Source organism: Pseudomonas sp. JAI111 (assembly GCF_024809425.1).
Lineage (GTDB): Bacteria > Pseudomonadota > Gammaproteobacteria > Pseudomonadales > Pseudomonadaceae > Aquipseudomonas.
The window spans coordinates 58,642-84,833 of sequence record NZ_JANUCB010000006.1 but is presented as its reverse complement, the minus strand read 5'-3'; the positions used below and the strand labels follow the sequence as shown (position 1 = coordinate 84,833).

Sequence of the window (26,192 nt, the reverse complement as noted above, 5' to 3'; positions counted from 1 at the left end):
CTTCGGGTGAGCCGCTTGGCGACTCACCCGATCCGAGCATCAACGCAGGCCGCGTTGAGTCTCGTCCAGCTCACGGATGTATTTGAAGATTTTACGGCTCGATGCCGGTGGCTTGTTGGTCGCCAGTTCGTGCTGGGCCTGACGGATCAGGGAGCGCAATTGCTGACGATCAGCCTCCGGGTAGTCGAGCACGAACTTCTCCAGGACTGCATCGTCGCCCGCGATCAAACGATCGCGCCAGCGTTCCAGGCCATGGAAACGTTCGTTGTACTGCCGGGTGGAGGCATCGAGTTGATCGAGCAAGGTCAGAATGGCGTCAGTGTCCTGATCGCGCATCAGTTTGCCGATGAACATAAGGTGCCGTTTACGCGCGATATTCGCGGTGTGCTTGGGCGCATCGGCCAGAGCCCGACGCATAGCGTCGGTCAACGGCAGTTTTGCCAGCAAGTCAGGCTTGAGCGTTGTAAGGCGCTCGCCGAGGTCAACCAGAGCATGAAGCTCGCGTTTGACCTGGGATTTGCTTTTTTCTCCCGTATCGAGGGAGTCGTCGTAAGAATCAACCATGGTGGCCGTCCGCAAAGAAACGCCGCCATGATAACCAGTCGGGGGCCGCTTGTCCGGCCCGGTCGCTCGAAGGCCCTAGCCGAAAGCAGAATTTGAGTGGAGAACAGCATGAGTGCAGTTGAAAGCGTCGGCCCACAAGCGTTGCCGGCACTGCAAGAACAAGTCGAGCAGATCATCGCTGAAGCCAAGCGCCAGGGTGCCAGTGCCTGTGAAGTGGCGGTGTCGCTGGAGCAGGGCCTGTCCACTTCGGTGCGTCAGCGCGAAGTCGAAACCGTCGAATTCAACCGCGATCAGGGCTTTGGCATCACCTTGTACGTCGGTCAGCGCAAAGGCTCGGCCAGTACATCGGCCAGTGGCCCGGAAGCCATTCGCGAAACCGTCGCTGCGGCGTTGGCCATCGCCAAGCACACCTCGGAAGACGAAGCGTCGGGCCTGGCTGATGCCGCGTTGATGGCCCGGGATCTGCCGGATTTCGACCTGTTCCACCAATGGGACATTACCCCGGAGCAGGCCATCGAGCAGGCGCTGACCTGTGAGGCGGCGGCGTTTGCGGCCGATAGCCGGATCAAGAATGCTGACGGAACGACCCTCAGCACCCATCAAGGCTGCCGTGTTTACGGCAACAGCCACGGGTTTATCGGCGGCTACGCGTCGACTCGTCACAGTCTGAGCTGCGTCATGATCGCCGAGGCCGATGGCCAGATGCAGCGCGATTACTGGTATGACGTGAACCGTCAGGGCAACTTGCTGGCCAGTCCGGAGAGCATCGGCCAGCGTGCCGCTCAACGGGCGGCGAGCCGCCTGGGTGCGCGTCCGGTGCCGACTTGCGAAGTGCCGGTGCTGTTTTCCGCTGAACTGGCCGGTGGTTTGTTCGGTAGTTTCCTGTCGGCGATTTCCGGCGGTAGCCTGTATCGCAAATCGTCGTTCCTTGAAGGCACCTTGGGGCAGAAGCTGTTCCCGGAATGGCTGACCATCGATGAACGTCCGCATCTGATGCGCGCCATGGGCAGTTCGGCGTTCGACGGTGATGGCCTCGCGACCTATGCCAAGCCGTTCGTCGAAAAGGGCGAATTGGTGTCGTACATCCTTGGCACCTATTCCGGCCGTAAGCTGGGTATGCCAAGTACCGCCAACGCAGGCGGCGTACACAACCTGTTCGTCACCCATGGCGACGAAGATCAGGCAGCGTTGCTGCGCCGTATGGGGCGTGGCTTGCTGGTAACCGAGTTGATGGGGCAGGGCCTGAACATGGTCACGGGCGATTATTCCCGTGGCGCGGCCGGTTATTGGGTCGAGAATGGCGAAATCCAGTTCGCGGTCCAGGAAGTGACCATTGCCGGCAACATGCGCGACATGTTCAAGCAGATCGTCGCGGTGGGTAATGACCTGGAGCTGCGTAGCAACATTCGTACAGGCTCGGTGTTGATCGAGCGGATGACCGTGGCCGGTAGCTAACGCTTATCGCAGCGCAAAAAAGGCGCGCCACCCGATTGGGTGGCGCGCCTTTTTTATTGCGTCTTGCACCGCCCCCGTGGGAGCGAACTGCTACATAAAGGGGGCGGTTATTCGCCTTCGTCGAAGTAGTTATTGATCAACTTCACCAGGGCATCCAGCGCTTCCTGTGCCTGCTCGCCTTCAGTATTGAGGTGGATCTTCGTGCCCTTGCCAGCAGCGAGCATCATCATGGCCATGATGCTTTTGCCGTCGACGGTGGATTCTGGCGTGCGTCCAACTCTGATTGTGCAATCCTTGAATTGACCCGCAACGCCAACGAATTTTGCCGAAGCGCGGGCATGCAGGCCCAGCTTGTTGATGATTTCGATTTCCAGAGCAGGCATCGCGATGTGAATCCTTTAGCTGAGGTCGCGGTGGCGGACCTGGACGTTCTTCAGGGATTGTTGCAGAACCTGGCCCAGACGTTCGGTCAGGTAGACGGAGCGGTGATGCCCGCCGGTGCAGCCAATGGCAATGGTGACATAAGCACGGTTGCTCGCGGCGAAGCGCGGCAGCCATTTTAGCAGGTAGGAGGAAATGTCCTGGAACATCTCTTCGACGTCCGGTTGCCCCGCCAGGTACTCGGCCACCGGTTGATCAAGCCCGGACAGCTCGCGCAACTCCGGCTTCCAGTAAGGGTTGGGCAGGCAGCGCACGTCGAACACCAGGTCTGCGTCGACTGGCATGCCTCGCTTGAATCCGAACGACTCCACCAGGAACGCAGTGCCGCTGTCCGGCTGGTTCAGCAGGCGCAACTTGATGGTATCGCGCAACTGATACAGGTTCAGGTTGGTGGTGTTGACTTTGAGGTCGGCCAGGTCGGCAATCGGCCCCAGCAAACTGGTTTCGTCCTGAATCGCCTCGGCCAACGAACGGTGAGCGGTACTGAGCGGGTGGCGACGGCGGGTTTCCGAAAACCGTTTGAGCAGTGTTTCTTCGTCGGCGTCCAGGTACAGCACATCGCATTTGATGTGCCGGCTGCGCACTTCTTCCAGTAGTTCCGGAAATCGCGACAGATGACTGGGCAGGTTGCGGGCATCGATGGATACCGCGACCAGCGGTTGTGCGAGCTCGGTATGAATCAGCGCGCGCTCGGCGAGTTCCGGCAGCAAGCCGGCGGGCAGGTTGTCGATGCAGTAGTAGCCGTTGTCCTCGAGAACATCGAGTGCGGTACTTTTACCTGAGCCGGAACGGCCACTGACAATGATCAAGCGCATGATTAATGACCGTTTTGCTCGCTCAGGACGACCTGATACAAGGCTTCATTACTCGGGGCGCTGCGCAGTTTTTCGCGCACTTCCTTGCGATCGAGCATGCTGGCGATCTGGCGCAGTAGCTCCAGGTGCGCATCGGTAGCGGCCTGCGGGACCAGCAGCACGAACAGCAGGTCAACCGGGGCGCCGTCGATGGCGTCGAAATCGATGGGGGCTTCAAGGTGTATCAGGGCGCTGATGGGCGAATTGCAGCCCTTGATGCGACAGTGAGGGATGGCGATGCCGTTGCCAAAACCGGTCGAACCGAGTTTTTCACGGGCAATCAAAGCCTCGAAGACATCTTGCATCTCCAGATCCGGCACTTCCCGGGCGATCAGGGTGGCAATTTGCTCAAGGGCTTTCTTTTTACTGCCGCCCGGCACGTTCACGAGAGAACGGCCGGGGGTCAGGATGTTTTCAAGTCGGATCATGGGTTGGGAGTGTTAACGACCGGTAGCGCCCTGGAGCAGGCTTTGGGTCTTTTCCTTATGCTTTTTGAGTTGTTTATCGAGCTTGTCGGTCAGTAAGTCGATCGCCGCGTACATATCGGTGTGTTCCGCGTTGGCGACCACTTCATTGCCGGGAATATGCAACGTGGCTTCGATTTTCTGCTTCAGCTTTTCGACGCACATCGTGACCTGCACGTTGGTGATCTTGTCGAAATGCCTCTCTAATCGTTCGAGTTTTTCGCCGATGTAGGCGCGCAGAGGTTCGGTCACTTCCAGTTGGTGTCCACTGATGTTGACTTGCATACAGCTTCTCCTTCGTTGCCAGTGCATAAAGCGGTAGACCAGATGATCTACCACTGGAACGCTGTGGCGTGGCTCTACATCAACCGCTTGCGTTCGCTCGAAGGCGCGATCCCGAGGGATTCGCGGTACTTGGCGACGGTGCGGCGAGCCACCTGAATGCCTTGTGCCTCCAGTAAACCAGCGATCTTGCTGTCACTCAACGGCTTTTTCTGATTTTCCGCCGCAACCAGTTTTTTGATGATTGCGCGGATCGCCGTGGACGAGCATTCGCCGCCTTCGGAGGTGCTGACGTGGCTGGAAAAAAAGTATTTCAGTTCATAAATGCCCCGAGGGGTATGCATGAATTTCTGCGTGGTCACCCGTGAAATCGTCGACTCGTGCATGCCCACTGCCTCGGCAATGTCGTGCAGGACCAGCGGTTTCATCGCTTCGTCGCCATACTCCAGGAAGCCGCGCTGATGCTCGACGATCTGGGTGGCCACTTTCATCAGGGTTTCGTTGCGGCTTTGCAGGCTCTTGATGAACCAGCGTGCTTCCTGCAACTGATTGCGCATGAAAGTGTTGTCGGCGCTGGTGTCGGCGCGGCGCACGAAACCGGCATATTGGGCGTTGACCCGCAGCCGTGGCACCGATTCCTGATTCAGCTCGACCAGCCAGCGCTCGTTGTCCTTGCGCACGATCACGTCAGGGACGACGTATTCGGCTTCGCTGGACTCGATCTGCGAGCCCGGACGCGGGTTGAGGCTCTGCACCAGTTCGATCACCTGGCGCAGTTCATCTTCCTTGAGCTTCATGCGGCGCATCAGCTGGCTGTAGTCGCGGCTACCGAGCAGATCGATGTAGTCGGTGACCAGGCGCTTGGCTTCCGCCAGCCAAGGTGTCTTGGCTGGCAGCTGGCGCAGTTGCAGCAGCAGGCATTCGCCCAGGTTGCGGGCGCCGATACCGGCCGGTTCGAATTGCTGGATGCGATGCAGAACGGCTTCGATTTCGTCCAGTTCGATGTCCAGTTCCGGATCGAAGGCTTCGAGGATTTCCTCGAGGGTTTCGTCCAGGTAGCCCTGATTGTTGATGCAATCGATCAGGGTCACGGCGATCAAGCGATCGGTGTCGGACATCGGTGCCAGGTTCAGCTGCCACAGCAAATGGCTTTGCAGGCTTTCACCGGCCGATGTACGGGTAGTGAAATCCCACTCGTCGTCATCGCTGCTCGGCAGGCTGCTGGCGCTGGTCTGGTAAACGTCTTCCCATGCCGTATCGACGGGCAGCTCGTTGGGAATGCGCTCATTCCAGTCACCTTCCTCCAGGTTGTCCACCGTCGGGGCGGTTTCCTGGTAGGAGGGCTCTGAAACATCGGCGTTGGGTTGTTGTTCGGCTTTGTCGGCCAAGGGGTCGGCGTTATCGAAGTCGTCGCCTTCTTCCTGGCGTTCGAGCATCGGATTGGACTCCAGAGCCTCCTGGATTTCCTGTTGCAGGTCCAGGGTCGACAATTGGAGCAGGCGGATGGCCTGTTGCAGCTGCGGTGTCATCGTCAGCTGCTGGCCCATTCTCAAGACTAGCGATGGTTTCATGGCAGGGGCTAAACACCTTATTCGCCGGCGCACATGCGCCATCCACTACAGGGCGCCGGAGCGCCAAACATAAGCAAATTATATGCCCGAAACTGCAGCGTTTGCCTAGAGCGCCGTAACAATAAAAAAATGTTGATTTTTTATCGAGACAAGCGCTCGGGCGACCAGCCAGACACCTCAGTGCTTACAGGCGGAACTCATGGCCCAGATAGACTTCTTTCACCAGGTCATTGGCCAGGATTGTGGCGGAGTCGCCTTCGGCAATGAGCTGTCCATCGTTAACGATGTAGGCGGTTTCGCAGATATCAAGGGTCTCACGGACGTTGTGGTCAGTGATCAACACGCCAATGCCTTTGGCCTTGAGGTGGTAGATGATCTGTTTGATGTCGCCCACCGAAATCGGGTCCACACCGGCGAATGGTTCGTCGAGCAGGATGAATTTCGGGTTGGTGGCCAGGGCGCGTGCGATTTCCACGCGGCGGCGCTCACCACCGGACAGGCTCATGCCGAGGTTGTCACGGATGTGGCTGATATGGAATTCCTGCAGCAGGCTTTCCAGTTCCTTGCGACGACCGTCCTTGTCGAGCTCCTTGCGGGTCTCGAGGATGGCCATGATGTTGTCGGCCACCGACAGTTTGCGAAAAATCGACGCTTCTTGCGGAAGATAGCCGATACCGGCCTTTGCACGACCGTGCATTGGCTGGTGGCTGACGTCCAGGTCATCGATCAGCACACGACCCTGATCGGCCTGCACCAGGCCGACAATCATATAGAAGCAGGTGGTCTTGCCGGCGCCGTTAGGGCCCAGCAGGCCGACGATCTGACCGCTGTCGATTGACAGGCTGACGTCACGCACGACCTGGCGGCTCTTGTAGCTCTTGGCCAGATGCTGAGCTTTCAGAGTTGCCATTATGGAGCCTTTTTCGCGTCGTTTTTCGGCTTGGGCTGGATCACCATGTCGATGCGTGGGCGCGCTTCGGTGACCTTGTTGCCTGTGGCGCGACCGGCGCTCGCAAGCTTTTTGACGGTGTCATAGACGATTTTCTCGCCTTGAGTGATGTTGTTGTCCTTGTCGATGACTTTTGCCTTATCGATCAGGACGATGCGGTTTTGCGCGGCGTGGTACTGGATGGTGATGCCCCAGCCTTGAACAGGCTTGGTATCGCCGGCGGTCTGCAATTGTTCGAAGTAGGCGAGGTTGCCCACCGAGGTCACCACGTCAATTTCACCGGTCGGCGTGCGGGTGATGGTCACGGTGTTGCCTTTAACGATCATCGAGCCCTGAGTGATGATCACGTCACCTTTATAGGTGGCAACGCCATTCTTGTCGTCCAGTTGGGCATCGTCGGCCTGAATGCGGATAGGCTGCTCTTGATCGTTCGGCAGAGCCCAGGCGCTCACGCTTCCCAGTGCTGCGCCCAGACTGAGCAAAATAGGGAGAGTTTTAACGAGCCTCATACTGTCCTCTTACGTTCGATAGCAGGTGTATCCTGCTTTCTTTCAAGTACGCTTTCATTCCGTTGCCTGTCGATACACCGCCAGCGCCGTCGATTCTAACGGGTTGATCGGTCTGCGCATATTGCTCCTTGGGGAACACAGTCATACGGGTGGTGGTAATCAGGGTCTTGCGGTTTTTCTCGTCGAAACGCGTGATGCGCACTGAATCAATCAGTTCGACCTGAGTGCCGTCGGGATTGACCTCCCCTCGCTCGCTCTGGACGTGCCACGGAAACTGGGTGCCGCGAAACATGTTCAGGTCGGGATTGGTCAGCAACGTCACCTCGGTCGCTTTCAGGTGTTCAACCTTGTCGGACGTCATTTCGTACTGCAATTTGCCGTCCGGCAGGTACTGCACGCTGTGGGCGTTGGTGGCGTAATAGTCAATGGCGCTTTCGTCGACCTTGGCTACGGGCTTATCGAGGAAGCGTTCCGGGCTGATGTTCCAGTAGCCGACCGCGGCGAACAGCGCCGCGATGCAACTGAACAACAGGATGTTACGAATCTTTTTGCTCAACATAATGGGCTCACAGGTACGCGGCGTTGGCCGCATCAAGGCGGCCCTGGGCGAGCAGGATCAATTCGCAGAATTCACGAGCGGCACCCTCGCCACCGCGGGCCAGGGTAATGCCATGGGCGTTTTCACGTACGAAGCTGGCGGCATTTGCCACCGCCATGCCCAGGCCAACGCGGCGAATCACCGGCAGGTCTGGCAAGTCGTCACCCAAATAGGCAACTTGTTCATAGCTTAGGTTGAGTTGGGCCAGAAGTTCGTCCAGCACCACCAGTTTGTCTTCGCGCCCCTGATAAAGGTGTGGAATGCCGAGGTTCTTCGCCCGACGTTCGACCACCGGGGTCTTGCGGCCGCTGATGATAGCGGTCTGCACGCCGGCTGCCATCAACATCTTGATGCCTTGGCCGTCGAGGGTGTTGAACGTCTTGAATTCGCTACCGTCTTCAAGGAAGTACAACCGTCCGTCGGTCAGCACGCCGTCGACGTCGAACACCGCGAGTTTGATCTGTTTGCCGCGTTGCAGCAGGTCCGTGCTCATTACATTACTCCTGCACGCAACAAGTCGTGCATGTTCAAGGCGCCGACCGGCCGGTCGTCGCTGTCGACCACGACCAGCGCGTTGATCTTATGGTCTTCCATGATTTTCAGGGCTTCGGCCGCAAGCATTTCGGCGCGGGCGGTTTTGCCGTGTGCGGTCATGACCTGATCGATGGTGGCGCTGTGGATGTCGATGCTGCGGTCCAGGGTCCGACGCAAATCACCGTCCGTGAAGATGCCGGCGAGTTTGCCATCGGCTTCCAGGATCACGGTCATGCCCAGGCCCTTGCGGGTCATTTCCATCAGCGCGTCCTTTAGCAGGGTGCCGCGCTGGACCTGCGGCAGCTCTTGTCCGGCGTGCATGACGTTTTCGACTTTCAACAACAGGCGTCTGCCCAGCGCGCCACCCGGGTGGGAAAAGGCGAAATCTTCAGCGGTAAAGCCGCGGGCTTCCAGCAGCGCGACGGCCAGGGCATCGCCCATGACCAGTGCAGCGGTGGTTGAAGAGGTCGGTGCCAGGTTCAGCGGGCAGGCTTCGTGCTCGACGTGAACGTTGAGGTTGACCTCGGCAGCCTTGGCCAGCGGCGAATCGGGGTTGCCGGTGAGGCTGATCAATTTGATGCCCAGGCGTTTGATCAAGGGCAGCAGGGTCACGATTTCATTGGTGGAGCCGGAGTTCGACAGGGCCAGGATGATGTCGTCACGCGTAATCATGCCCATGTCGCCATGACTGGCTTCGGCCGGGTGCACGAAAAAGGCCGTGGTGCCGGTGCTGGCCAGTGTGGCGGCAATCTTGTTGCCGATATGTCCCGACTTGCCCATGCCGACCACGACCACGCGGCCTTTGCTGGCCAGAATCATCTCGCAAGCGCGTACGAAATCTGCGTCGATATGGGGCAGCAAGCCTTGTACGGCTTCCAGCTCGAGGCGGATGGTGCGTTGGGCGGATTGAATCAGGTCGCTGGATTGGCTCATGTCAGAAATCGTATAGCCTGATGAAAAGGCGGCGATTATAGCGGTAATGATCGAAACCCTCACGCAAGTTCGTCATGCTTTGTTGTTCCCGGTTACCAAATACTCGTCGAACAAGGTTTTTTGCCTGTCATCTTGCTGAACATGCCCCGGCTTGGGCCTTGGGCGCTTGCCCTTTGCAGTGATATAGTTCGCCGCCAGTTCGGCCTGCCCGGGGAGGTATGTGCTTTCGTCAGAGAGCCAGGCGTCCGAGTGAGAGGCTGCATCGCAAGGAGTTTAGATGAGTGCCGATAACGCCTACGCGGTCGAGCTGAAGGGACTGACCTTCAAGCGCGGTGCGCGCAGCATTTTCAATAACGTCGATATCCGTATCCCGCGCGGCAAGGTCACCGGCATCATGGGGCCTTCCGGGTGTGGCAAGACCACGCTGTTGCGCTTGATGGGCGCACAGTTGCGTCCCACCAAGGGCGAAGTCTGGGTCAACGGCCAGAACCTGCCAAAGCTGTCGCGCAGCGATTTGTTCGATGCGCGTAAACACATGGGCGTGCTGTTTCAGAGCGGCGCGCTGTTCACCGACCTCGATGTGTTCGAGAACGTCGCCTTTCCGCTGCGCGTCCACACCGAGCTGCCGGAAGAAATGATCCGCGACATCGTTCTGCTCAAATTGCAGGCCGTGGGCTTGCGTGGCGCAATCGACCTGATGCCTGACGAGTTGTCCGGCGGCATGAAGCGTCGTGTCGCGCTGGCGCGGGCGATTGCCCTCGATCCGCAGATCCTCATGTATGACGAGCCTTTTGTCGGCCAGGACCCAATCGCCATGGGCGTGCTGGTGCGCCTGATCCGTTTGCTCAACGATGCGCTGGGCATTACCAGTATCGTGGTGTCTCACGATCTGGCCGAGACCGCGAGCATCGCCGATTACATTTATGTAGTGGGTGACGGGCAAGTATTGGGGCAGGGCACTCCCGAAGAGTTGATGAATTCGCAGGAACCGCGCATTCGTCAATTCATGACAGGTGATCCCGACGGTCCGGTCGCATACCACTTTCCAGCGACGGATTACCGCGCAGATCTTCTGGGGAAGCGTTGATGCGCAAGATTTCACTGATAGAACGCGTGCGCCGGTTCGGCCATTCCGCCATTGATGCGCTGGCTGTGTTCGGTCGTTCGGCGATTTTCCTGTTTCATGCCTTGCTCGGTCGTGGTGGCATCGGCGGCGGTTTTGGCCTGCTGATCAAGCAATTGCATTCGGTGGGCGTGATGTCCCTGGTGATCATCGTGGTCTCCGGGGTATTCATCGGCATGGTGCTGGCGCTGCAAGGCTTCAACATCCTGTCCAGTTATGGTTCCGAGCAGGCGGTCGGCCAGATGGTTGCGCTGACGCTGTTGCGTGAGCTGGGCCCCGTGGTCACGGCATTGCTGTTCGCCGGGCGCGCCGGTTCCGCGTTGACTGCCGAAATCGGCAACATGAAATCCACCGAACAGTTGTCCAGTCTGGAAATGATTGGTGTCGACCCGCTCAAATACATCGTTGCCCCACGCCTGTGGGCCGGCTTCATTTCCCTGCCGGTGCTGGCGATGATTTTCAGCGTGGTGGGTATCTGGGGCGGTTCCTGGGTGGCAGTCGACTGGCTGGGTGTGTATGAAGGTTCCTACTGGTCCAACATGCAAAACAGCGTGACGTTCACTGACGATGTGCTCAACGGCATCATCAAAAGCATCGTCTTTGCCTTTGTCGTGACCTGGATTGCCGTATTCCAAGGCTATGACTGCGAGCCCACATCCGAGGGGATCAGTCGTGCCACTACCAAGACCGTGGTGTATGCCTCTTTGGCTGTACTCGGCCTGGACTTTATTCTGACCGCCTTGATGTTTGGAGATTTCTGATGCAAAACCGCACCCTGGAAATCGGTGTCGGCCTTTTCTTGCTGGCTGGCATCCTGGCTTTGCTGTTGCTGGCGTTGCGGGTGAGTGGCCTGTCCCCGAGCGCTACAACAGACACCTATAAACTTTATGCTTACTTCGACAATATCGCAGGTTTGACGGTCAGAGCTAAAGTGACCATGGCCGGTGTGACCATCGGCAAGGTCACGGCTATCGATCTGGATCGCGACAGTTTCACTGGTCGGGTGACCATGCAGGTGGAAAAACGTGTAGATAATCTACCGACTGACTCCACTGCATCTATCCTGACTGCTGGCCTGTTGGGCGAAAAATACATCGGTATCAGCGTGGGCGGCGAATCCGCCTTGCTCAAGGACGGTGGGATCATTCACGACACCCAGTCGTCGCTGGTACTCGAGGACCTGATCGGTAAATTCCTGCTCAATACCGTTAGCAAAGACGCCAAATGAGGAGCTTTTGAATGATCTCTACCTTGCGACGTGGCCTGTTGGTAATACTGGCGGCCCTGCCGTTGATGGCTAACGCCGTGGCAGCGCCTTCCGCGCACGAACTGGTTCAGGACACCACGAACCGGATGCTGGCCGACCTGTCGGCCAACAAAGAGAAGTACAAAAAGGATCCGCAGGATTTCTACACGGCGTTGAACACCATCGTCGGTCCTGTGGTGGATGCCGAGGGCATCTCCAAAAGCATCATGACGGTCAAGTACTCGCGCAAAGCCACGCCTGCGCAGATGAAGACCTTTGAAGAAAACTTCAAGCGGGGCCTGTTCCAGTTCTATGGCAATGCCCTGCTCGAATACAACAACCAGGGCATCACCGTCGATCCTGCCAAGGATGAGTCGGGTGATCGCACCAGCGTTGGCATGACCGTAAAAGGCAACAACGGGGCGATCTATCCCGTGTCGTACACACTCGAGAAGATCAATGGCGAGTGGAAGCTGCGTAACGTGATCATCAACGGTATCAATATCGGCAAGCTGTTCCGCGATCAATTCGCGGATGCGATGCAGCGCAATGGCAACGACCTGGACAAGACCATCAATGGTTGGGCCGGGGAAGTGGCCAAGGCCAAGGAAAAAACCGCCGATGCTTCCGAGAAGTCTGCCCAATGAGTGTGTCGGCCATTCGCATGAGCGAAACCGGCGAGCTGCGGCTTAGCGGGATGCTGGATTACCGGACCGGCCCCGGCCTGCGCAAGCAGGGGGAGGCGCTGATCAAGGCCAGCAAGGCCGACACCCTGGTGGTCGATTGTTCGGCGGTATTGAAGTCCAGCAGCGTGGGCTTGTCCCTGCTGCTGTGCTTCATACGCGATGCAGAGGCGGCCGGCAAGAAGCTGAGCATCCGCGGGATGCCTGAAGACATGCGCGAAATCGCTCAGGTCAGCGAATTGACCGAGCTGTTGGCGCATCCCTAATCCACATCTATAAAGAAGCCCCCCGTCAGAGTCCTGCTTAGCGGGGTTCGCAGGCGCGGGGCTTTTTTGTATGATGTCCGACCCGCGCGCACAGGGCGCCGATTGAGGTTGAGCATGCAGGCCGTAGAAGTTAAGAGCTTCCTTGAAGGAAAGCTGCCAGGAATCCAGGTGGAAGTTGAAGGCGAAGGCTGCAACTTTCAGCTGAACGTGATTAGCGATGAACTGGCGGCACTGAGCCCGGTCAAGCGTCAGCAGAGCATCTATGCCCATTTGAACCCATGGATCGCCGATGGCAGCATCCATGCGGTCACTATGAAATTTTTCAGCAGCGCGGCCTGGGCCGAGCGCACCTGAGCCCAAGGGCGTCGAGATTCTTATGGATAAATTGATTATTACCGGTGGCGTTCGTCTTGATGGCGAAATCCGCATCTCCGGGGCAAAGAACTCTGCCCTGCCGATCCTGGCTGCCACGCTGCTGTGCGATGGCCCGGTGACCGTGGCCAACCTGCCGCACCTGCACGACATCACCACCATGATCGAGCTGTTCGGTCGCATGGGCATCGAGCCTGTGATCGACGAGAAGCTCAGCGTCGAAATCGACCCGCGCACCATCAAGACTCTGATCGCTCCGTACGAACTGGTGAAAACCATGCGTGCGTCGATCCTGGTGCTGGGCCCGATGGTAGCGCGTTTCGGTGAAGCCGAAGTCGCACTGCCTGGCGGTTGCGCCATCGGCTCGCGTCCGGTTGACCTGCACATTCGCGGTCTTGAAGCGATGGGCGCGGTCATCGACGTCGAAGGCGGCTACATCAAGGCCAAGGCGCCTGAAGGCGGCTTGCGCGGCGCGCACTTCTTCTTCGATACCGTGAGCGTGACCGGTACCGAAAACATCATGATGGCGGCCGCTCTGGCCAAGGGCCGCAGCGTGTTGCAGAACGCCGCTCGCGAACCTGAAGTCATCGACCTGGCGAACTTCCTGATCGCCATGGGTGCCAAGATCACTGGCGCCGGCACTGACACCATCATCATCGATGGCGTCGAGCGTCTGCACCCGACCACTTATAAAGTGATGCCTGACCGTATCGAAACCGGCACCTACCTGGTGGCGGCCGCTGTGACCGGCGGTCGTGTGAAGGTCAAGGACACCGATCCGACCATCCTTGAAGCCGTTCTGGAAAAACTTCGCGAATCGGGTGCCGAAATCACCTGCGGCGAAGACTGGATCGAGCTGAACATGCACGGCAAGCGGCCAAAGGCTGTCAACGTGCGTACCGCCCCATACCCGGCGTTCCCGACCGACATGCAGGCGCAGTTCATCTCCCTCAACGCCATTGCCGAAGGCACCGGTGCGGTGATCGAGACGATCTTCGAAAACCGCTTCATGCACGTGTACGAACTGCACCGCATGGGCGCCAAGATCCAGGTCGAAGGCAACACTGCCATCGTTACCGGTACCGAGAAGCTCAAAGGCGCACCAGTGATGGCCACTGACCTGCGTGCATCGGCCAGCCTGGTGATATCGGCCCTGATCGCCGAAGGTGACACCCTGATCGACCGCATCTACCACATCGACCGTGGTTACGAGTGCATCGAAGAGAAACTGCAAATGCTCGGCGCCAAGATCCGCCGCGTACCGGGCTAGTTTCTGCTGCAGGGCGCAGGGACGCGCCCGTTGGTTTCGTTTCAAGTCGAGGGTGTCTTTTCATTACGAGAAAGCCTTCGAAGTGTGTCCGGCGCCATTTGCGACCGGGCATCAGTAGCCTGATAAGGACTGACGTTTCCCATGTTGACCATCGCACTGTCCAAGGGCCGCATCCTTGACGACACCCTGCCGCTTCTGGCTGAAGCGGGCATCGTGCCGACCGAGAATCCGGACAAGAGCCGCAAGCTGATCATTCCCACGACTCAGGCCGATGTGCGCCTGCTGATCGTGCGCGCCACCGATGTGCCGACGTATGTCGAGCATGGTGCCGCGGACCTGGGCGTCGCCGGTAAAGATGTGCTGATGGAATATGGCGGCCAGGGTTTGTATGAGCCTCTGGACCTGCGAATTGCCCTGTGCAAGCTGATGACTGCCGGCCGTGTCGGTGATGTCGAGCCCAAGGGCCGTCTGCGGGTGGCGACCAAGTTCGTCAACGTTGCCAAGCGCTACTACGCCGAACAGGGTCGTCAGGTCGATATCATCAAGCTCTACGGCTCGATGGAACTGGCACCGCTGATCGGTCTGGCCGACAAGATCATCGACGTGGTCGACACCGGCAACACGCTTCGGGCCAACGGCCTGGAACCCCAGGATTTCATTGCCGACATCAGCTCCCGGCTGATCGTCAACAAAGCTTCGATGAAGATGCAACACGCCCGTATCCAGGCGTTGATCGACACCCTGCGCAAGGCAGTGGAGTCTCGACACCGCGGCTGATTCACCTGCGCGACGTTAAGTCGCGCCCGTCTATCCGCCTCATAGCCAGAATTCTCAGGTGCCCAAGCGGATCGATGGTAGCTTCGGGCGCCTGAGTTTTTGCCAATCCTATGAGGCTCTCGCTATGACCGCACCGACTGCAATTCGCCGACTCAACGCTGCTGACCCGGATTTCGCACATCATCTGGATCATCTGCTGAGCTGGGAAAGTGTGTCTGACGACTCGGTCAATCAGCGAGTGCTGGACATCATCAAAGCCGTGCGTGAACGTGGCGACGCGGCGCTGGTGGACTTTACCCGGCAGTTCGACGGCCTTGACGTTGCCTCCATGGCGGACCTGATCCTGCCGCGCGAGCGCCTGGAACTGGCGCTGACACGGATTACCGTGCCCCAGCGCGAAGCCCTGGAAAAAGCCGCGGCCCGCGTACGCAGCTACCACGAAAAACAAAAGCAGGAATCCTGGACCTACACCGAAGCCGACGGCACGGTGCTGGGCCAGAAGGTTACGCCACTGGACCGCGCCGGCCTGTATGTGCCGGGCGGCAAGGCGTCGTACCCGTCTTCCGTGCTGATGAACGCGATTCCAGCCAAAGTGGCCGGCGTGGCCGAAGTGGTCATGGTGGTGCCGACCCCGCGTGGTGAAATCAATGAACTGGTGCTGGCGGCGGCCTGCATCGCCGGCGTCGACCGCGTGTTCACCATCGGTGGCGCGCAAGCAGTTGCCGCGCTGGCCTACGGCACCGAAAGCGTGCCGAAAGTCGACAAAGTGGTCGGCCCGGGCAACATCTATGTCGCCACCGCCAAACGCCACGTGTTCGGCCAGGTCGGTATCGACATGATCGCCGGCCCTTCGGAAATCCTTGTGGTGTGCGACGGTCACACCGATCCGGACTGGATCGCCATGGACCTGTTCTCCCAGGCCGAGCACGACGAAGACGCCCAGGCGATTCTGGTCAGCCCGGACGCCGAGTTCCTCGACAAGGTCGCCGCCAGCATCGCCAAACTGCTGCCGACCATGGAACGTGCCGAAATCATCGAAACCTCGATCAATGGCCGTGGGGCGTTGATCAAGGTTCGCGACATGGAACAAGCCATCGAAGTGGCCAACCGTATTGCACCGGAGCACTTGGAATTGTCGGTCGCCGATCCGCAGGCCTGGTTGCCGCAGATCCGTCACGCGGGCGCGATTTTCATGGGGCGTCACACGTCTGAAGCCCTGGGTGATTACTGCGCAGGTCCCAACCACGTGCTGCCGACCTCCGGCACCGCGCGGTTCTCCTCGCCGCTGGGCGTGTACGACTTCCAGAAGCGCTCGTCGATCATCTTCTGCTCCGAGCAGGGCGCATCGGAACTGGGCAAGACCGCTTCGGTGCTGGCCCGTGGCGAATCGCTGACCGCCCACGCGCGTAGCGCCGAATACCGCATCGTTGACGAAAAAAAGGACAACTGAGATGAGTAAATTCTGGAGCCCGTTCGTCAAGGATCTGGTGCCTTACGTGCCGGGCGAGCAGCCGAAGCTGACGAAACTGGTGAAGCTCAACACCAACGAAAACCCGTACGGCCCATCGCCCAAAGCCTTGGCGGCGATGCAGACCGAGCTCAATGACAACCTGCGTTTGTACCCGGACCCGAACAGCGACGTGCTCAAGCAAGCGGTTGCCCGGTACTACGGCGTGCAAAGCAATCAGGTGTTCCTCGGCAACGGTTCCGATGAAGTCCTGGCGCACGTTTTTCACGGCTTGCTGCAGCACGATAAACCGCTGTTGTTCCCGGACATCAGCTACAGCTTCTATCCGGTTTACTGCGGCTTGTACGGCATCAAGTTCGACGCGGTGCCGCTGGACGAACAGTTCCGGATCAACCCGGCGGACTACGCCAAGCCAAACGGCGGGATCATTTTCCCCAACCCGAATGCGCCAACCGGTTGCCTGCTGGCGCTGGAAGCGGTCGAGCAAATCCTCAAGGCCAGCCCGGATTCAGTCGTGGTGGTGGATGAGGCTTACATCGATTTCGGCGGCGAGACGGCGATCAGTCTGGTGGACCGTTATCCGAACCTGTTGGTGACCCAGACCTTGTCCAAGTCCCGTTCGCTGGCTGGCCTGCGGGTTGGCCTGGCGGTGGGGCATCCGGACTTGATCGAGGCGCTGGAGCGGATCAAGAACAGCTTCAACTCTTATCCGCTGGATCGCCTGGCGAATGTCGGTGCAGCCGCCGCTTTTGATGATCGCGAGTACTTCGACAAGACCTGCCGATTGGTCATCGAGAATCGTCAGTGGGTCGTTAAGCAATTGGAAGGGAAGGGCTTTGAAGTGTTGCCGTCGGCGGCAAACTTCATCTTCGCGCGTCATCCCAAGCACGACGCGGCTGGCGTGGCGGCGAAACTGCGTGAGCAGGGTGTGATCGTTCGGCACTTCAAGCAGGAGCGGATTGCCCAGTTCCTGCGGATTTCGATTGGCACGCCTGAGCAGAACCAGGCACTGATCGACGGCCTCGGCGACCTCTAAACAACTCGACCCTGTGGGAGCGAGCTTGCTCGCGATGGCGATCTTACATTCAACATAGATACTGAATGTTATGGCCTCATCGCGAGCAAGCTCGCTCCCACAGTGGTTTTGTGTTGGCTGCTTACTCTTCTTCTTTCTCTTTGACCGGCGCCGGTGGCGGACGCAAACCGATTTCAGCGGTGAGATTCAACTCTTTGCCATTGCGCATCACCTGGATCGTGACCTTGTCAGTGGGCTTGATCCGCGCCACCTGGTTCATCGAACGGCGGCCATCGCCGGCCGGTTCACCGTCGATGCTGAGGATCACGTCGCCCAATTGCAGGCCGGCCTTCTGCGCCGGACCGTCACGGAAAATGCCCGCCACCACGATGCCCGGACGTCCCGACAGACCAAACGACTCCGCCAGTTCCTGACTCAAAGGTTGTACTTCGATACCCAGCCAGCCACGAATCACCTGGCCGTGCTCGATGATCGACTTCATCACTTCCATGGCCAGTTTGATCGGGATCGCAAAACCAATACCTTGGGAGCCACCGGACTTGGAAAAAATCGCCGTGTTGATGCCGGTCAGGTTGCCGTTGGCATCGACCAGCGCACCCCCGGAGTTGCCGGGGTTGATCGCCGCGTCGGTCTGGATGAAGTCTTCGTAGTTGTTCAGGCCCAGCTGATTACGCCCGGTGGCGCTGATGATGCCCATGGTCACGGTCTGGCCGACGCCGAACGGGTTGCCGATAGCCAGGGCGACGTCACCGATGCGAATGTTGTCGGAGCGGCCGACGGTAATCGACGGCAGGTTTTTCAGGTCGATCTTCAGGACCGCGAGGTCGGTTTCCGGGTCGCTGCCGATCACTCGGGCCAGGGTTTCACGGCCATCCTTGAGCGCGACCACGATCTGGTCGGCGCCGCTGGTCACGTGGTTGTTGGTCAGCAGGTAACCTTCCGGGCTCATGATCACGCCTGAACCGAGGCTCGACTCCATGCGCTTCTGCTTGGGCGAATTGTCGCCGAAGAAGCGACGGAACTGCGGATCCTCGAACAGCGGATGGTTGGGTTTGTTGATGACTTTGGTGGTGTACAGGTTGACCACCGACGGCGCGGCGATGGTCACGGCATCGGCATAGGACACCGGTCCCTGTTGCGTCATGGTGGTTTGCGGGGCTTGCTGCAAGTTCACGTCGAGGCTTGGAAGCCCGACCCACTGCGGGTAACGCTGAATTATCAACAGAGCGATAAGCACGCCGGCCAACAGCGGCCAGCCGAAAAAACGCAGCGCCTTGAGCATTAAGCACGTCCTGAAAGGTTGCAGGCGGTATGAGACCGCCCATAATGTTGCGCATTATACGAGGCGCAGCGCGCCTCTGAACGGGATATTTAGGAGTCTTTTATGGCCGTCGCTCTGAGCACCCTGGTCGAAGAAGCCGACCGTTACCTTAACAGTGCCAGGATCGCCGATTACTGCCCCAACGGGTTGCAGGTCGAAGGCCGGCCGCAAGTGATGCGCATTGTCAGTGGCGTTACCGCCAGCCAGGCATTGCTGGATGCTGCCGTCGAGGCGCACGCCGATCTGGTGCTGGTGCATCACGGCTATTTCTGGAAAGGCGAGAACCCGTGCATCACCGGGATGAAGCAGCGTCGGTTGAAAACGCTGCTCAAGCACGACATCAGCCTGTTGTCCTATCACTTGCCACTGGATCTGCACCCGGACGTCGGCAACAACGTGCAACTGGCGCGTCAGCTCGACATCACGGTCGAAGGTCCGCTGGATCCGGACAACCTCAAAGTCGTCGGCCTGGTCGGCTCGTTGAGCGAACCGATGACACCCCGGGATTTCGCCCGCCGTGTGCAGGAAGTCATGGGGCGCGAGCCGCTGTTGATTGAAGGCAGCGAGATGATCCGTCGGGTTGGCTGGTGCACCGGTGGTGGTCAGGGTTACATCGACCAGGCGGTTTTGGCCGGCGTCGATCTGTACCTCAGTGGTGAAGCGTCCGAGCAAACTTTCCACAGCGCCCGGGAGAACGACATCAGCTTCATCGCCGCCGGCCACCATGCGACCGAGCGCTACGGCGTTCAGGCCCTGGGTGAATACCTGGCGCGACGCTTTGCGCTGGAGCACATCTTCATCGATTGCCCGAATCCGATCTGATCAACACCACATTGGTCTTCAGTGCCCAAACGAGGGGGTATATTCATATACCCTTTCGATCTAGTCGGCGTCCTGATTAGAAGAGGTCGCTGTGCTAGGATTCCCCGCTCGAACACGGCCCGCTGGCCGTCCATAAGATCGTTTTCGTGAGTAGCCATGGTCGACAAACTGACGCATCTGAAACAGCTGGAGGCCGAAAGCATCCACATCATCCGCGAGGTCGCCGCCGAGTTCGATAACCCGGTGATGCTGTACTCCGTCGGTAAAGATTCCGCCGTGATGCTGCACCTTGCGCGCAAGGCATTTTTCCCGGGCAAACTGCCGTTCCCGGTGATGCACGTCGACACCCGGTGGAAGTTCAAGGAAATGTACGCGTTCCGCGACCGCATGGTCGAAGAACTCGGCCTGGACCTGATCGTGCACGTGAACCCCGATGGCGTCGCGCAGGGCATCAACCCGCTGACCCACGGCAGTGCCAAGCACACCGATATCATGAAAACCGAAGGCCTGAAACAAGCCCTCGACAAGTATGGTTTCGATGCCGCTTTCGGCGGTGCCCGTCGCGACGAAGAGAAATCCCGTGCCAAAGAGCGCGTGTATTCCTTCCGCGACACCAAGCACCGCTGGGATCCGAAAAACCAGCGCCCGGAGCTGTGGAACGTCTACAACGGCAACGTCAACAAGGGCGAATCCATTCGTGTGTTCCCGTTGTCGAACTGGACCGAACTGGACATCTGGCAATACATCTACCTCGAAGGCATCCCGATCGTGCCGCTGTATTTCGCCGCCGAGCGCGACGTCATCGAGATGAATGGCACCTGGATCATGATCGACGACGAACGCCTGCTCAATCACCTGAGCGATGAAGACAAGGCGCGCATCGTCAAGAAGAAGGTCCGCTTCCGTACGCTCGGCGACTACCCGCTGACCGGTGCGGTCGAGTCCGAGGCCACCAGCCTGACCGACATCATTCAGGAAATGCTCCTGACGCGAACTTCCGAACGCCAGGGCCGGGTCATCGATCACGATGGCGCAGGCTCGATGGAAGAAAAGAAACGTCAGGGGTATTTCTAAGCTTTGAGTTACAAGCGGCAAGCTGCAAGTTAAGGGCGGTATGCGTAACGTTGTGGTTTGGCGCTTGTGGCCGGTTGCTGCGAGCCGTGACGGATGACTCGCAATGGATTTCGAGAAGCTGATTGTCTGGCAGAGAAGCAAATGTTTGGCGGTAAGGATCTATAGAGAGTTTGCGGGATGCGGCGACTTTGGTTTCAAGGATCAAATTACCCGTTCTGCACTTTCGGTGCCCTCTAACATTGCTGAAGGGATGGAGCGTTGTGGTGCCAAGGAAAAAGTACATTTTCTTTGGGTGGCAAAAGCTTCATGTGGTGAGTTGCGCACTCAGGTCCTCATCGGCCGTGATATTGCCTACATCGCTGATCCTCTGGCTGACGATTGGATTAAAGAAACCCGCGAGCTTTCAAGAATGCTATGCGGCTTGATCAACAAAATTTCTGAGTAGCTGTACGCCGACAAGCTTGCCGCTTGAAGCTTACAGCTTGGAGCTCGAATGCAATGAGTCACGTATCTGATTTGATCAGCGAGGACATCCTCGCCTACCTGGGCCAGCACGAACGCAAGGAAATGCTGCGCTTTCTGACCTGTGGCAACGTCGACGACGGCAAGAGCACCCTGATCGGGCGCCTGCTGCACGACTCCAAGATGATCTACGAAGATCACCTGGAAGCCATCACCCGCGACTCGAAAAAAGTTGGCACCACCGGCGAAGACATCGACCTGGCGTTGCTGGTCGACGGCCTGCAGGCCGAGCGTGAGCAGGGCATCACCATCGATGTCGCTTACCGCTACTTCTCCACCGCCAAGCGCAAATTCATCATCGCCGACACCCCGGGCCATGAGCAGTACACCCGCAACATGGCCACCGGTGCGTCTACCTGTGACCTGGCGATCATCCTGGTCGACGCCCGTTACGGCGTGCAGACCCAGACCCGTCGCCACAGCTTCATTGCCTCGTTGCTGGGCATCAAGCACATCGTGGTCGCCATCAACAAGATGGACCTCAACGGCTTCGACGAAACCGTCTTCGAGTCGATCAAGGCCGATTATCTGAAGTTCGCCGAAGGCATCGCCTTCAAGCCGACCACCATGGCCTTCGTGCCAATGTCGGCGCTCAAGGGCGACAACGTGGTGAACAAGTCCGAGCGCTCGCCGTGGTACACCGGCCAGTCGCTGATGGAAATTCTCGAGACCGTCGAGATCGCCAACGACCGCAACTACACCGACCTGCGTTTCCCGGTGCAGTACGTTAACCGTCCAAACCTGAACTTCCGTGGTTTCGCCGGCACCCTGGCCAGCGGCATCGTGCACAAGGGCGACGAAGTCGTTGTGCTGCCGTCGGGCAAGAGCAGCCGCGTAAAATCCATCGTCACCTTCGAAGGTGAACTGGAACACGCCGGTCCTGGCCAAGCGGTAACGCTGACCATGGAAGACGAGATCGACATCTCTCGCGGCGACTTGCTGGTGCATGCCGACAACCAGCCGCAAGTGACTGACGCCTTCGACGCCATGCTGGTGTGGATGGCTGAAGAACCGATGCTGCCGGGCAAGAAATACGACATCAAGCGCGCCACGTCCTACGTGCCGGGTTCGATCACCAGCATCGTCAACCGCGTTGACGTGAACACGTTGGAAGAAGGTCCGGCCAGTTCGCTGAACCTGAACGAGATCGGCCGGGTCAAGGTCAGCCTCGACGCCGCCATCGCGCTGGACGGTTACGCGAGCAACCGAACCACCGGGTCGTTCATCGTCATCGATCGCTTGACCAATGGCACCGTCGCGGCCGGCATGATCATCGCCCAGCCGTCGGCGCATGGCAGCAGCACGCACCACGGCAAACTGGCCCACGTCGCCACCGAAGAACGCGCCCAGCGCTTCGGCCAGCAACCGGCCACCGTGCTGTTCAGCGGCTTGTCGGGTGCGGGCAAAAGCACCCTGGCCTATGCGGTTGAACGCAAGCTGTTCGACATGGGCCGTGCAGTGTTCGTACTCGATGGCCAGAACCTGCGTCACGACCTGAACAAAGGTCTGCCACAGGATCGCGCCGGTCGTACCGAGAACTGGCGTCGTGCGGCGCACGTTGCGCGTCAGTTCAACGAAGCCGGTCTGCTGACGCTGGCAGCGTTCGTTGCACCGAGTGCCGAAGGTCGTGAGCAAGCCAGGGAGCTGATCGGCAAGGAGCGTCTGCTGACGGTCTACGTCCAGGCCTCCCCGACAGTCTGTGCCGAGCGTGACCCGCAAGGCCTGTACGCCGCGGCCGGGGATAACATCCCGGGCGATTCCTTCCCGTACGACGTGCCGCTGGACGCCGACCTCGTGGTCGACACCCAGTCGCTGTCGGTGGAAGAAAGCGTCAAGCAAGTGCTGGATCTGCTGCGTAAACGCGGCGCGATCTAAGCCTTCGCCGCTCCAATAAAAAACCCGCCGATGAGCAATCCTCGGCGGGTTTTTTGTGTCTGGTGATTTCCAAACGTGGGAGCGGGCTTGCTCGCGAAAGCGGTGTATCAGTCGACATCAATGTTGAATGCCAGACCGCTTTCGCGAGCGAGCCCGCTCCCACAGGGGATCAGTGTTTGGCGGGATACTCGCGGTGCATCTGCGTCAGCAACGCGTCCTTGTCATCCCACATCTGATTGATCCACCCCTGAAACTGCAACCGGTACTCGCCATCCTGGTCGTAGTTCTTGCCGATGAACTGCGGCGGAATCTTCAATTCCTGAAAATGCACCACCACATCTTTCACGTTTCCGCAGAGCAAATCCCAATACCCCGGACGCCCGCCCGGATAGTGAATCGTCACGTTGACGATCGATTCCAGTTGCTCACCCATCGCATCCAGCACAAACGCAATGCCGCCAGCCTTGGGTTTTAGCAGGTATTTGAACGGCGACATCTGCTGGGCATGTTTGCCCTTGGTGAAGCGCGTGCCTTCGACGAAGTTGAAAATCCCCACCGGATAGCTGCGGAACTTGTCGCAGGTCTTGCGGGTGGTTTCCAGGTCTTTGCCTTTCTTCTCCGGGTGCTTTTCCAGGTAGGCCTTGGAGTAGCGCTTCATGAACGGAAAGCCCAGGGTCCACCAGGCCAGGCCAATCACCGGCACCCAGATCAGCTCTTGTTTGAGAAAGAACTTCAGCGGCTGGATACGCCGGTTGAGCACGTATTGCAGGACCATGATGTCGACCCAGCTCTGGTGGTTGCTGGTGATCAGGTAGGAGTGCTGATAGTCCAGGCCTTGCAGGCCGCTGAGGTGCCAGCGGGTGCGGCAGACCAGGTTCATCCAGGCTTTGTTGTTGCTGATCCAGGCTTCATGGGTATGGCTCATCAGCCAGCGGGTGAACCGCTGGGTGAGGGCAAACGGCAGCACTTTGAAAATCGCCACGAGGAACAGAAACGAGCAAAGCAGAATCGTGTTCAAAGCCAACAGCAGCGAGGCAATCACGCCGCGCACGGGTGCAGGTAGAAAATCCAGCATTTAAAGATCCAAAGGTCGGTTGGCAGCTTGAATCGCGGTCAACGCGATGGTGTAGACGATGTCGTCGACTTGCGCGCCGCGCGGCAGATCGTTCACCGGTTTGCGCAGGCCTTGCAGCATCGGGCCCAGGCTCACGCAGTCAGCGCTACGTTGCACGGCTTTGTGCGTGGTGTTGCCGGTGTTCAGGTCCGGGAACACGAACACCGTGGCGCGACCGGCGACCTGGCTGTTCGGTGCCAGTTGCCGGGCCACGGTTTCGTTGGCGGCGGCGTCGTATTGCAATGGGCCGTCGATCAGCAGCGAGTTTTGCTGCTCGTGGGCGAGCAGCGTGGCTTCACGAACTTTCTCGACTTCTTCACCGCTGGCCGATTCTCCGCTGGAGTAGCTGATCATCGCCACGCGCGGCGTGATGCCGAACGCTGCCGCCGAGTCAGCGCTTTGCAAGGCAATCTCGGCCAGTTCGCTGGCGCTCGGGTGCGGGTTCATCACGCAGTCGCCGTAGACCAGCACTTCTTCGGGAAACAGCATGAAGAACACCGAAGACACCAGCGTGCAGCCCGGCGCCGTTTTAATCAGCTGCAGGGCCGGGCGTATGGTGTTGGCGGTGGAGTGAATGACCCCGGACACCAGGCCATCGACTTCATCCAGCGCCAGCATCATGGTGCCAATCACCACGGTGTCTTCCAGTTGCTGCTCGGCCATCGGCGCGTTGAGGCTTTTGCTTTTGCGCAGCGCCACCATCGGCTCGACGTAGCGTTCGCGGATCAGGTCCGGGTCGAGAATCTCGAGTCCCGGCGGCAACTCGATGCCTTGTGCGCGAGCCACAGCCTCGACGTCTTCCGGTTTGGCCAGCAACACACAACGGGCAATGCCGCGCGCCTGACAGATCGCCGCCGCTTGCACGGTCAACGGCTCGCTGCCTTCGGGCAGGACGATGCGTTTGTTGGCGGCCTGGGCGCGCTGGATCAGTTGATAACGGAACACCGCGGGCGACAGGCGCATTTCCCGTGGCGTGCCGCAACGTTGGTGCAGCCAGTTGGCGTCGAGGTGGCTGGCGACGAAATCGGTGATGATTTCCGCGCGCTCGCGGTCGTCGATCGGGATTTCCTTGTTCAAGCCGTTCAACTGGTTGGCGGTGTCGTAGGAGCCCGTGCTCACCGACAGCACCGGCAGGCCAGCCTGCAGCGCGCCACGGCACAGGTCCATGATGCGTGGGTCGGGCAGGGTGTCGCTGGTCAGCAACAGGCCGGCCAAGGGCACGCCGTTCATCGCCGCGAGGCTGACCGCAAGGATAATGTCGTCACGATCGCCAGGAGTCACCACCAGCACGCCGGGCTTGAGCAGCTCCACAGTGTTGCGCATGGTGCGCGCACAGATAATGATTTTGGTCATGCGCCGGGTTTCGTAATCGCCGGCATTGAGGATTTGCGCGCCCATCAGGTCAGCGACGTCGCGGGTGCGCGGTGCGTTCAGTTCCGGCTGGAACGGGATGCAGCCGAGCAGGCGGAAATCACCGCTGCGCAGCAACGGCGAGTGTTCCTTGAGGCGCGAGGCGAAGGCCTCCATGCTTTCGTCGGTCTTGACCTTGTTGAGGATCACTCCGAGGACTTTCGGGTCTTTCGGCCCGCCAAACAATTGCGCCTGCAACTCCACGCGGCCGGAGAGTTCGGTCAGGGCTTCGCTTTCCGGCGCGGAGACCAGAATCACGTCGGCATCGAGGCTCTTGGCCAGGTGCAGATTGACCCGCGCGGCATAACTGGCGCTGCGGGTCGGCACCATGCCTTCGACGACCAGCACATCCTTGCCAATGGCCGCTTGCTGATAAAGGGTGATGATTTCTTCGAGCAACTCATCCAGTTGACCGTCGCCCAGCATGCGCTCGACGTGGGCCAGGCCCAGCGGTTGAGGCGGCTTCAAACCGTGCGTGCGCGCCACCAGTTCGGTGGAACGCTCAGGTCCGGTGTCGCCCGGGTGGGGCTGGGCAATCGGTTTGAAAAAACCGACCTTGAGGCCGGCGCGCTCAAGGGTGCGCACCAGCCCGAGGCTGATGGAGGTCAGACCCACACCAAAATCGGTGGGCGCGATAAAAAAAGTTTGCATGCGAATTC

29 protein-coding genes are annotated in these 26,192 nt (G+C 59.1%); 15 read left to right on the top strand and 14 right to left on the bottom strand.

Annotation, left to right across the window (positions count from 1 at the left end; translation table 11 throughout):
• Positions 1 to 39 precede the first annotated feature (39 nt).
• The gene (gene yjgA, locus HNR03_RS19475) at positions 40 to 564 is read right to left on the bottom strand and encodes a ribosome biogenesis factor YjgA (RefSeq protein ID WP_007901505.1); all 525 of its coding nucleotides are present in this window, start codon (positions 562 to 564) and stop codon (positions 40 to 42) included.
• A gap of 108 nt (positions 565 to 672) precedes the next feature.
• Here yjgA and pmbA point away from each other — a divergent pair, with 108 nt between their 5' ends.
• On the top strand, positions 673 to 2,019 hold the full coding sequence (pmbA, locus tag HNR03_RS19470; protein WP_222589787.1) for a metalloprotease PmbA: 1,347 nt from the start codon (positions 673 to 675) through the stop codon (positions 2,017 to 2,019).
• A gap of 107 nt (positions 2,020 to 2,126) precedes the next feature.
• On the opposite strand, the gene HNR03_RS19465 is transcribed toward pmbA, so the two are convergent.
• The 10 genes from HNR03_RS19465 to HNR03_RS19420 all read right to left on the bottom strand — a co-directional run bounded on the left by HNR03_RS19465 (position 2,127) and on the right by HNR03_RS19420 (position 9,154).
• A complete protein-coding gene (locus tag HNR03_RS19465; RefSeq protein WP_259155236.1) occupies positions 2,127 to 2,402 on the bottom strand; it encodes an HPr family phosphocarrier protein in 276 nt (91 codons plus the stop codon).
• A gap of 15 nt (positions 2,403 to 2,417) precedes the next feature.
• Complete coding sequence (gene rapZ, locus HNR03_RS19460; RefSeq protein ID WP_259155235.1) at positions 2,418 to 3,275, bottom strand: RNase adapter RapZ; 858 nt, start codon at positions 3,273 to 3,275, stop codon at positions 2,418 to 2,420.
• Between the two features lie 2 nt (positions 3,276 to 3,277).
• Positions 3,278 to 3,742, bottom strand: coding sequence for a PTS IIA-like nitrogen regulatory protein PtsN (gene ptsN / locus HNR03_RS19455; RefSeq protein ID WP_259155234.1), 465 nt, complete (start codon positions 3,740 to 3,742; stop codon positions 3,278 to 3,280).
• A 12-nt stretch (positions 3,743 to 3,754) separates the two neighbouring features.
• A complete protein-coding gene (hpf, locus tag HNR03_RS19450; protein ID WP_095190855.1) occupies positions 3,755 to 4,063 on the bottom strand; it encodes a ribosome hibernation-promoting factor, HPF/YfiA family in 309 nt (102 codons plus the stop codon).
• A gap of 74 nt (positions 4,064 to 4,137) precedes the next feature.
• Positions 4,138 to 5,631, bottom strand: coding sequence for an RNA polymerase factor sigma-54 (locus tag HNR03_RS19445; protein WP_090175476.1), 1,494 nt, complete (start codon positions 5,629 to 5,631; stop codon positions 4,138 to 4,140).
• A 184-nt stretch (positions 5,632 to 5,815) separates the two neighbouring features.
• Positions 5,816 to 6,541 (bottom strand): LPS export ABC transporter ATP-binding protein, encoded by a 726-nt coding sequence (lptB, locus tag HNR03_RS19440; protein WP_090175473.1) that lies wholly within the window; start codon positions 6,539 to 6,541, stop codon positions 5,816 to 5,818.
• Positions 6,541 to 7,089 carry a lipopolysaccharide transport periplasmic protein LptA gene (gene lptA, locus HNR03_RS19435; protein ID WP_222589790.1) on the bottom strand — a complete coding sequence of 183 codons (549 nt, stop codon included), beginning with the start codon at positions 7,087 to 7,089 and terminating at the stop codon, positions 6,541 to 6,543. The genes lptB and lptA overlap by 1 nt, the downstream gene beginning before the upstream one ends.
• Complete coding sequence (lptC, locus tag HNR03_RS19430) at positions 7,076 to 7,648, bottom strand: LPS export ABC transporter periplasmic protein LptC (RefSeq protein ID WP_208669982.1); 573 nt, start codon at positions 7,646 to 7,648, stop codon at positions 7,076 to 7,078. The genes lptA and lptC overlap by 14 nt, the downstream gene beginning before the upstream one ends.
• A 7-nt stretch (positions 7,649 to 7,655) precedes the next feature.
• Positions 7,656 to 8,180, bottom strand: coding sequence for an HAD family hydrolase (locus HNR03_RS19425; RefSeq protein ID WP_090175466.1), 525 nt, complete (start codon positions 8,178 to 8,180; stop codon positions 7,656 to 7,658).
• Positions 8,180 to 9,154, bottom strand: a complete 975-nt coding sequence (locus tag HNR03_RS19420) for a KpsF/GutQ family sugar-phosphate isomerase (RefSeq protein WP_222589792.1) — start codon at positions 9,152 to 9,154, stop codon at positions 8,180 to 8,182. Before HNR03_RS19420 ends, HNR03_RS19425 begins: the two co-directional genes overlap by 1 nt.
• 277 nt (positions 9,155 to 9,431) lie before the next feature.
• On the opposite strand from HNR03_RS19420, the gene HNR03_RS19415 reads away from it, so the two are divergent.
• The 10 genes from HNR03_RS19415 to hisC all read left to right on the top strand — a co-directional run bounded on the left by HNR03_RS19415 (position 9,432) and on the right by hisC (position 17,395).
• Positions 9,432 to 10,241, top strand: coding sequence for an ATP-binding cassette domain-containing protein (locus HNR03_RS19415; protein WP_017336546.1), 810 nt, complete (start codon positions 9,432 to 9,434; stop codon positions 10,239 to 10,241).
• On the top strand, positions 10,241 to 11,038 hold the full coding sequence (gene mlaE / locus HNR03_RS19410) for a lipid asymmetry maintenance ABC transporter permease subunit MlaE (RefSeq protein ID WP_090175460.1): 798 nt from the start codon (positions 10,241 to 10,243) through the stop codon (positions 11,036 to 11,038). The genes HNR03_RS19415 and mlaE overlap by 1 nt, the downstream gene beginning before the upstream one ends.
• Entirely contained in the window at positions 11,038 to 11,505 is a 468-nt protein-coding gene (gene mlaD / locus HNR03_RS19405) for an outer membrane lipid asymmetry maintenance protein MlaD (protein WP_222589793.1), read from the top strand. Before mlaE ends, mlaD begins: the two co-directional genes overlap by 1 nt.
• 11 nt (positions 11,506 to 11,516) lie before the next feature.
• Positions 11,517 to 12,170: a phospholipid-binding protein MlaC gene (locus tag HNR03_RS19400; protein WP_222589794.1), complete on the top strand. Its 654-nt coding sequence runs from the start codon at positions 11,517 to 11,519 to the stop codon at positions 12,168 to 12,170.
• The gene (locus HNR03_RS19395) at positions 12,167 to 12,472 is read left to right on the top strand and encodes a lipid asymmetry maintenance protein MlaB (RefSeq protein WP_222589795.1); all 306 of its coding nucleotides are present in this window, start codon (positions 12,167 to 12,169) and stop codon (positions 12,470 to 12,472) included. Before HNR03_RS19400 ends, HNR03_RS19395 begins: the two co-directional genes overlap by 4 nt.
• 114 nt (positions 12,473 to 12,586) lie before the next feature.
• Positions 12,587 to 12,826, top strand: a complete 240-nt coding sequence (locus tag HNR03_RS19390; RefSeq protein ID WP_008070578.1) for a BolA family protein — start codon at positions 12,587 to 12,589, stop codon at positions 12,824 to 12,826.
• 22 nt (positions 12,827 to 12,848) lie between these two features.
• Entirely contained in the window at positions 12,849 to 14,114 is a 1,266-nt protein-coding gene (murA, locus tag HNR03_RS19385; RefSeq protein WP_222589796.1) for a UDP-N-acetylglucosamine 1-carboxyvinyltransferase, read from the top strand.
• 141 nt (positions 14,115 to 14,255) lie between these two features.
• The gene (gene hisG / locus HNR03_RS19380) at positions 14,256 to 14,891 is read left to right on the top strand and encodes an ATP phosphoribosyltransferase (RefSeq protein WP_007901570.1); all 636 of its coding nucleotides are present in this window, start codon (positions 14,256 to 14,258) and stop codon (positions 14,889 to 14,891) included.
• Between the two features lie 124 nt (positions 14,892 to 15,015).
• Positions 15,016 to 16,341, top strand: coding sequence for a histidinol dehydrogenase (gene hisD, locus HNR03_RS19375; protein WP_259155227.1), 1,326 nt, complete (start codon positions 15,016 to 15,018; stop codon positions 16,339 to 16,341).
• Between the two features lies 1 nt (position 16,342).
• Positions 16,343 to 17,395: a histidinol-phosphate transaminase gene (gene hisC / locus HNR03_RS19370; RefSeq protein WP_259155226.1), complete on the top strand. Its 1,053-nt coding sequence runs from the start codon at positions 16,343 to 16,345 to the stop codon at positions 17,393 to 17,395.
• A gap of 121 nt (positions 17,396 to 17,516) precedes the next feature.
• Here the strand turns inward: hisC and algW are convergent, their stop codons facing one another.
• A complete protein-coding gene (gene algW / locus HNR03_RS19365; protein ID WP_222589799.1) occupies positions 17,517 to 18,677 on the bottom strand; it encodes a Do family serine endopeptidase AlgW in 1,161 nt (386 codons plus the stop codon).
• Positions 18,678 to 18,779: 102 nt separating this feature from the next.
• Here algW and HNR03_RS19360 point away from each other — a divergent pair, with 102 nt between their 5' ends.
• The 4 genes from HNR03_RS19360 to cysN all read left to right on the top strand — a co-directional run bounded on the left by HNR03_RS19360 (position 18,780) and on the right by cysN (position 23,009).
• Positions 18,780 to 19,538: a Nif3-like dinuclear metal center hexameric protein gene (locus HNR03_RS19360; protein WP_222589800.1), complete on the top strand. Its 759-nt coding sequence runs from the start codon at positions 18,780 to 18,782 to the stop codon at positions 19,536 to 19,538.
• A gap of 156 nt (positions 19,539 to 19,694) precedes the next feature.
• Positions 19,695 to 20,612, top strand: a complete 918-nt coding sequence (gene cysD / locus HNR03_RS19355) for a sulfate adenylyltransferase subunit CysD (RefSeq protein WP_090175435.1) — start codon at positions 19,695 to 19,697, stop codon at positions 20,610 to 20,612.
• A 103-nt stretch (positions 20,613 to 20,715) separates the two neighbouring features.
• Positions 20,716 to 21,057, top strand: coding sequence for a four helix bundle protein (locus tag HNR03_RS19350; RefSeq protein ID WP_259155225.1), 342 nt, complete (start codon positions 20,716 to 20,718; stop codon positions 21,055 to 21,057).
• 53 nt (positions 21,058 to 21,110) lie between these two features.
• Positions 21,111 to 23,009 carry a sulfate adenylyltransferase subunit CysN gene (gene cysN, locus HNR03_RS19345; RefSeq protein ID WP_259155223.1) on the top strand — a complete coding sequence of 633 codons (1,899 nt, stop codon included), beginning with the start codon at positions 21,111 to 21,113 and terminating at the stop codon, positions 23,007 to 23,009.
• 169 nt (positions 23,010 to 23,178) lie between these two features.
• Here cysN and HNR03_RS19340 read toward each other — a convergent pair whose 3' ends face one another.
• Positions 23,179 to 24,084, bottom strand: a complete 906-nt coding sequence (locus HNR03_RS19340; protein ID WP_259155222.1) for an acyltransferase — start codon at positions 24,082 to 24,084, stop codon at positions 23,179 to 23,181.
• Complete coding sequence (gene pta / locus HNR03_RS19335) at positions 24,085 to 26,184, bottom strand: phosphate acetyltransferase (protein WP_090175429.1); 2,100 nt, start codon at positions 26,182 to 26,184, stop codon at positions 24,085 to 24,087.
• Between the last annotated feature and the right edge of the window lie 8 nt (positions 26,185 to 26,192).

What these genes read in the sequence shown, in the direction of transcription:
- yjgA (WP_007901505.1), bottom strand. Translation starts at nt 564, where the DNA reads ATGGTTGATTCTTACGACGACTCCCTCGATACGGGAGAAAAAAGCAAA.
- pmbA (WP_222589787.1), top strand. Translation starts at nt 673, where the DNA reads ATGAGTGCAGTTGAAAGCGTCGGCCCACAAGCGTTGCCGGCACTGCAA.
- HNR03_RS19465 (WP_259155236.1), bottom strand. Translation starts at nt 2,402, where the DNA reads ATGCCTGCTCTGGAAATCGAAATCATCAACAAGCTGGGCCTGCATGCC.
- rapZ (WP_259155235.1), bottom strand. Translation starts at nt 3,275, where the DNA reads ATGCGCTTGATCATTGTCAGTGGCCGTTCCGGCTCAGGTAAAAGTACC.
- ptsN (WP_259155234.1), bottom strand. Translation starts at nt 3,742, where the DNA reads ATGATCCGACTTGAAAACATCCTGACCCCCGGCCGTTCTCTCGTGAAC.
- hpf (WP_095190855.1), bottom strand. Translation starts at nt 4,063, where the DNA reads ATGCAAGTCAACATCAGTGGACACCAACTGGAAGTGACCGAACCTCTG.
- HNR03_RS19445 (WP_090175476.1), bottom strand. Translation starts at nt 5,631, where the DNA reads ATGAAACCATCGCTAGTCTTGAGAATGGGCCAGCAGCTGACGATGACA.
- lptB (WP_090175473.1), bottom strand. Translation starts at nt 6,541, where the DNA reads ATGGCAACTCTGAAAGCTCAGCATCTGGCCAAGAGCTACAAGAGCCGC.
- lptA (WP_222589790.1), bottom strand. Translation starts at nt 7,089, where the DNA reads ATGAGGCTCGTTAAAACTCTCCCTATTTTGCTCAGTCTGGGCGCAGCA.
- lptC (WP_208669982.1), bottom strand. Translation starts at nt 7,648, where the DNA reads ATGTTGAGCAAAAAGATTCGTAACATCCTGTTGTTCAGTTGCATCGCG.
- HNR03_RS19425 (WP_090175466.1), bottom strand. Translation starts at nt 8,180, where the DNA reads ATGAGCACGGACCTGCTGCAACGCGGCAAACAGATCAAACTCGCGGTG.
- HNR03_RS19420 (WP_222589792.1), bottom strand. Translation starts at nt 9,154, where the DNA reads ATGAGCCAATCCAGCGACCTGATTCAATCCGCCCAACGCACCATCCGC.
- HNR03_RS19415 (WP_017336546.1), top strand. Translation starts at nt 9,432, where the DNA reads ATGAGTGCCGATAACGCCTACGCGGTCGAGCTGAAGGGACTGACCTTC.
- mlaE (WP_090175460.1), top strand. Translation starts at nt 10,241, where the DNA reads ATGCGCAAGATTTCACTGATAGAACGCGTGCGCCGGTTCGGCCATTCC.
- mlaD (WP_222589793.1), top strand. Translation starts at nt 11,038, where the DNA reads ATGCAAAACCGCACCCTGGAAATCGGTGTCGGCCTTTTCTTGCTGGCT.
- HNR03_RS19400 (WP_222589794.1), top strand. Translation starts at nt 11,517, where the DNA reads ATGATCTCTACCTTGCGACGTGGCCTGTTGGTAATACTGGCGGCCCTG.
- HNR03_RS19395 (WP_222589795.1), top strand. Translation starts at nt 12,167, where the DNA reads ATGAGTGTGTCGGCCATTCGCATGAGCGAAACCGGCGAGCTGCGGCTT.
- HNR03_RS19390 (WP_008070578.1), top strand. Translation starts at nt 12,587, where the DNA reads ATGCAGGCCGTAGAAGTTAAGAGCTTCCTTGAAGGAAAGCTGCCAGGA.
- murA (WP_222589796.1), top strand. Translation starts at nt 12,849, where the DNA reads ATGGATAAATTGATTATTACCGGTGGCGTTCGTCTTGATGGCGAAATC.
- hisG (WP_007901570.1), top strand. Translation starts at nt 14,256, where the DNA reads ATGTTGACCATCGCACTGTCCAAGGGCCGCATCCTTGACGACACCCTG.
- hisD (WP_259155227.1), top strand. Translation starts at nt 15,016, where the DNA reads ATGACCGCACCGACTGCAATTCGCCGACTCAACGCTGCTGACCCGGAT.
- hisC (WP_259155226.1), top strand. Translation starts at nt 16,343, where the DNA reads ATGAGTAAATTCTGGAGCCCGTTCGTCAAGGATCTGGTGCCTTACGTG.
- algW (WP_222589799.1), bottom strand. Translation starts at nt 18,677, where the DNA reads ATGCTCAAGGCGCTGCGTTTTTTCGGCTGGCCGCTGTTGGCCGGCGTG.
- HNR03_RS19360 (WP_222589800.1), top strand. Translation starts at nt 18,780, where the DNA reads ATGGCCGTCGCTCTGAGCACCCTGGTCGAAGAAGCCGACCGTTACCTT.
- cysD (WP_090175435.1), top strand. Translation starts at nt 19,695, where the DNA reads ATGGTCGACAAACTGACGCATCTGAAACAGCTGGAGGCCGAAAGCATC.
- HNR03_RS19350 (WP_259155225.1), top strand. Translation starts at nt 20,716, where the DNA reads ATGGATTTCGAGAAGCTGATTGTCTGGCAGAGAAGCAAATGTTTGGCG.
- cysN (WP_259155223.1), top strand. Translation starts at nt 21,111, where the DNA reads ATGAGTCACGTATCTGATTTGATCAGCGAGGACATCCTCGCCTACCTG.
- HNR03_RS19340 (WP_259155222.1), bottom strand. Translation starts at nt 24,084, where the DNA reads ATGCTGGATTTTCTACCTGCACCCGTGCGCGGCGTGATTGCCTCGCTG.
- pta (WP_090175429.1), bottom strand. Translation starts at nt 26,184, where the DNA reads ATGCAAACTTTTTTTATCGCGCCCACCGATTTTGGTGTGGGTCTGACC.